Origin of the sequence: Leucobacter chromiiresistens (assembly GCF_001477055.1) — a bacterium.
Classification (GTDB): Bacteria; Actinomycetota; Actinomycetes; order Actinomycetales; family Microbacteriaceae; genus Leucobacter; species Leucobacter chromiiresistens_A.
The window spans coordinates 1-3640 of the sequence record NZ_LDRK01000122.1 but is presented as its reverse complement, the minus strand read 5'-3'; the positions used below and the strand labels follow the sequence as shown (position 1 = coordinate 3640).

The window sequence follows — 3640 nt, the reverse complement described above, 5'->3', positions numbered from 1 at the left end:
GGGGGCGCCCCCGTGGAGCGGGCTCACCCTCTGGCGGGGCGTCGCGACCGCCGAGCCGTTCCTCGACGGCAGCACCATGGTGATGGTCGGCGACGGCGAGCAGAAGTTCGTCGCGTACCCGCTCGGGCCGGTCGGACCCGACGGACGCATGCCCATCAACTTCATCGCCGAACGGCGCGGGGCGGGATCCGGCGAGGTGGACTGGAACCATCCCATCGACCCGCAGCCCATCGTCGACCTCTTCCGGGAGTGGGCGTTCGACTGGATCGACATCCCCGCACTCATCGCGAGCGCCGACGAGATCCTCGAGTACCCGATGGTCGACCGCGATGCGCTGCCCCAGTGGACGTTCGGGCGCACGACGCTCGTCGGCGACGCCGCGCACGCGATGTACCCGAACGGGTCGAACGGCGGCTCGCAGGCGACGCTCGACGCGCGCACCCTCGCATTCCACCTCGCGACCGCGGCGTCGCCCGAAGCGGGGCTGCGCGCCTACGAGGCGGATCGCCGGCCCGCGACCGCGGCCCTGCTCGAGCAGACGCGGCAGGCCGGCCCCGAGAAGGTCATGGTGCTCGCCGCAGAGCGCGCCCCCGAGGGCTTCGCCCACATCCACGACGTCATCGGTCCCGACGAGCTCGAAGAGGTCGCGACGGCCTACAAGCGGGCCGCCGGCTTCCACCCCGCATCGCTGAACGGTCGCGCGTCGCTCTCGGTGGTGCGCTGAACGATGAGCGCCGCCGTCGACCCCGCCCGCCTCGCCGGCGTCATCTCACCCCTGCGCCGCGCCCTGCTCGCGGCCGCGCGGGCGGCCGGCGACCTGCCCGAGATCCCCGACTCGCAGATCCAGATCATCCGCGCCCTGCCCGACGGAGTCGCGCTCGCGCCGAGCGACCTCGCCGACGCCCTGCGCCTCGACCGGTCCACCGTCAGCAACGTGCTCGCGGCGATGCGGCGGGCCGGCCTGATCGAGCGCCGACCCGACGCCGCCGACGGCAGGCGCGTGCTGGTGTCGACCTCGGAGCGCGCCCGGGCGCTCTTCGCCGCCTACGACCGGGCGAGCACGCGCATCCTCGGCGCCTCCCTCGCGGCGCTGCCCGCGCAGGACGCACGCGCCATCGAGACCGCGCTGCCCGCACTCGAACGGCTGCTCGACGCCCTCCTCGCCGACCGCGACGCCGCGCGGCCCGAGCAGTCGGCCGATCCCGCGCCGCCCACGGTTCCCGAGCAGTCGGCCGATCCCGCGCCGCTCGCCCCATCCCGCCCCACCGACGACCGAGCATCGGAGCACTCATGACCAGCCGCGCAGCCGCACCCGCCCCCCACCCGGCACTGCCCACTCCGGGCCTCGAGCACGTGTTCGACGTCTCGGTCGCGCTCGGCGCGATCGAGGATCACGGCCGCACCCGGGCCGGGCACCGCAGGATCATCCCCATTCTCGGCGGCAGCATCACCGGCGAGGTGAACGCCGAGATTCTCCCCGGCGGCGCCGACTGGCAGATCGTGCGCGCCGACGGGTCGATCGAGATCGACGGCCGATACTCGGCGCGCACCGACGCCGGCGAACTGCTCTACCTGCAGGCGACGGGCGTGCGCAGCGGCGAGCCGCACGTGCTCGAGTCGCTGCTCGCCGGCGAGCCGGTCGACCCCTCCGAGTACTACTTCCGCACCCTCGTCACCATCGAGACGTCGGCGCCGGCGCTCGCCCACCTCGAGCGCTCGCTGCACCTCGCCGTCGCCGCGCGCACCGCCGACTCCGTGCGCTACGCCACCTACCGCTTCGTGTAACCGGGCGGCCCAGCGGATCGCCGCATCACTCGCGGCGATCCTGCGTCACCCGCCGATGCAGCAGCGCCGTGGCCACCGCGATCGCCGAGCCGATGAGCGTGTCGAGCACCCGCTCCGCGGCGGCCCCCATGAGATCGCCCCCGCCGGCGGCGGCCCCGGTGAGCAGCAGCACGAGCGGCGTGATGAACACGAGCGCGAGCGCGTAGTTGCGCACCACGACGAGCTCGATGACGAACTGCAGCCCTGTGAGCAGCAGCACGAGCGCGAACGGGATCGCGCCGAGCGGGGCGATCGCGAGATACACGCCCGCACCCACGAGGGTGCCCACCGTGCGGTGCAGGCCGCGGGCGAGCGAGTGGCGCCGCACCGCGCTCAGACCGATCACCGCGACACCCGCCGAGACCGTCCAGTAGGCGCGGTGCGGGTCGATCCAGAGCATCGTCACCGCCGTGCCCGCGACCGAGACGATGAGAATGCGCAGGATCAGCCGCAGCTCGCCCGGCCCCAGCCACGGACCGGGCAGGAGCTCCCCGAGCGGGCGCACCGGCTTCGCCCGCTCGGAATCACGCAGCAGGGGGGCGAGCGCGAGCAGATACGAGAACAGCGCACCGCCCGAGAGCGCCGCGATGAGCACCAGCGGCGAGTTCACCCGCTGCCCGTCGACCACCGCCGTGATGTTGCCGGCGAGCCCGTAGCTCAGCACGAAGAACACCGGGCCCGGCGGCCCGAGCCGGAAGGCGAACGACAGCGCCGACGTCGCCCCCGCGACGACGACGAGGCCGACGCCCAGCAGCACCGGCCACGGCGAGAGCGCCGCCCCGAGCGCCGCCGACGCGATCAGGGCGAGCGCGACGAACGGCAGCACCTTCGCGCGCTCCGCGGCGGCGAGGCCCGCGGCGAACAGCGCCACGAAGGCGCCCGCGGCGGTCTGCAGGCCGATCCCCTCGTAGCCGAGCGCCGTCAGCACGCCGAACGGCACCCCGATCGAGAGCGCGGCGCGCAGCGCGATCCAGAGCCTGGGGCCAGGGCCCGCCGGCATCTCGAAGAGGCTGCGCACCGCCTTGATCACCGCGGTCGGCGGCGTGCGCCGATCGGGTCGGGCGGGATCGCCGTCACCGACCGCTTCCGCCATGCTCGCCCTCCACCCTTCGTACCCATCCATTCTTCCAGGTGCGGCGGGTGCGCGTGGCCGCGCCCGGGTGCGGATGGTGCGGAGGGTGCGCGGGTGCGCGGGTGCGGAGGGTGCGGCGGCTGCCGGCTGCCGGCTACCGGCTACCGGCTACCGCGGCTGCCGGCTCCGGGGTACGGCTACGGCGCGGAGTTCGCCGATGCGGGGTCGAGCGCCTCAGCGGCGAGCCGCGCCGCGCCGATGATGCCCGCGTTGTTGCGCAATCGCGCCGGAACAACGGGCACCGTCACGCCCGGGAACGGGAGGTAGCTGTCGGCCGCCTTGCTGATGCTGCCGCCCAGCACGAATCGGTCGGGGTTCAGAATCTTCTCCAGGTGGCCGATGTACCGGGCGACGCGCGACGCCCACTCGGCGAGCGTGATGCCCTCCCGCTCGATCACCTTCGCCGCGGTATGACGCTCGATCGAGGTGAAGCCGTCGAGCTCCAGGTGCCCGAGCTCGAAGTTCGGCACCAGCACGCCGTCCGCGACGAGGGCCGAGCCGATCCCGGTTCCGAAGGTGAGCACGAGCGTCACCCCGGGCAGCCCGCTGACCTCGCCGAACGCGACCTCGGCGATGCCCGCCGCATCGGCGTCGTTGACCACGGTGCACGGCGCCTCCACGGCGGCGGAGAGCAGCGCGTGGGCGTCGGTGCCGATCCAGCTGAGGTCGATGTTCGCCGCCGTG

5 protein-coding genes are annotated in these 3640 nt (G+C 74.0%); 3 read left to right on the top strand and 2 right to left on the bottom strand.

The features are described from left to right. From NS354_RS12290 to NS354_RS12280, 3 genes are all read left to right on the top strand, one after another. Positions 1 to 724, top strand: a 724-nt coding sequence (locus NS354_RS12290; RefSeq protein ID WP_193750781.1) for an FAD-dependent monooxygenase, incomplete at its 5' end; no start/stop codon positions are given. Between the two features lie 3 nt (positions 725 to 727). Then, positions 728 to 1294, top strand: a complete 567-nt coding sequence (locus tag NS354_RS12285; protein ID WP_058594748.1) for a MarR family winged helix-turn-helix transcriptional regulator — start codon at positions 728 to 730, stop codon at positions 1292 to 1294. Continuing rightward, on the top strand, positions 1291 to 1785 hold the full coding sequence (locus tag NS354_RS12280) for a DUF3237 domain-containing protein (protein WP_058594747.1): 495 nt from the start codon (positions 1291 to 1293) through the stop codon (positions 1783 to 1785). Before NS354_RS12285 ends, NS354_RS12280 begins: the two co-directional genes overlap by 4 nt. A gap of 25 nt (positions 1786 to 1810) precedes the next feature. Here NS354_RS12280 and NS354_RS12275 read toward each other — a convergent pair whose 3' ends face one another. Both NS354_RS12275 and NS354_RS12270 read right to left on the bottom strand, forming a co-directional pair. Then, on the bottom strand, positions 1811 to 2917 hold the full coding sequence (locus tag NS354_RS12275) for an FUSC family protein (RefSeq protein WP_058594746.1): 1107 nt from the start codon (positions 2915 to 2917) through the stop codon (positions 1811 to 1813). Between the two features lie 176 nt (positions 2918 to 3093). Continuing rightward, on the bottom strand, positions 3094 to 3640 hold a 547-nt coding region (locus NS354_RS12270; protein ID WP_058594745.1), incomplete at its 5' end, for an ROK family protein.

Excerpts from the sequence above, each read along its gene's own strand:
- NS354_RS12285 (WP_058594748.1), top strand. The coding sequence starts at position 728 with ATGAGCGCCGCCGTCGACCCCGCCCGCCTCGCCGGCGTCATCTCACCC.
- NS354_RS12280 (WP_058594747.1), top strand. The coding sequence starts at position 1,291 with ATGACCAGCCGCGCAGCCGCACCCGCCCCCCACCCGGCACTGCCCACT.
- NS354_RS12275 (WP_058594746.1), bottom strand. The coding sequence starts at position 2,917 with ATGGCGGAAGCGGTCGGTGACGGCGATCCCGCCCGACCCGATCGGCGC.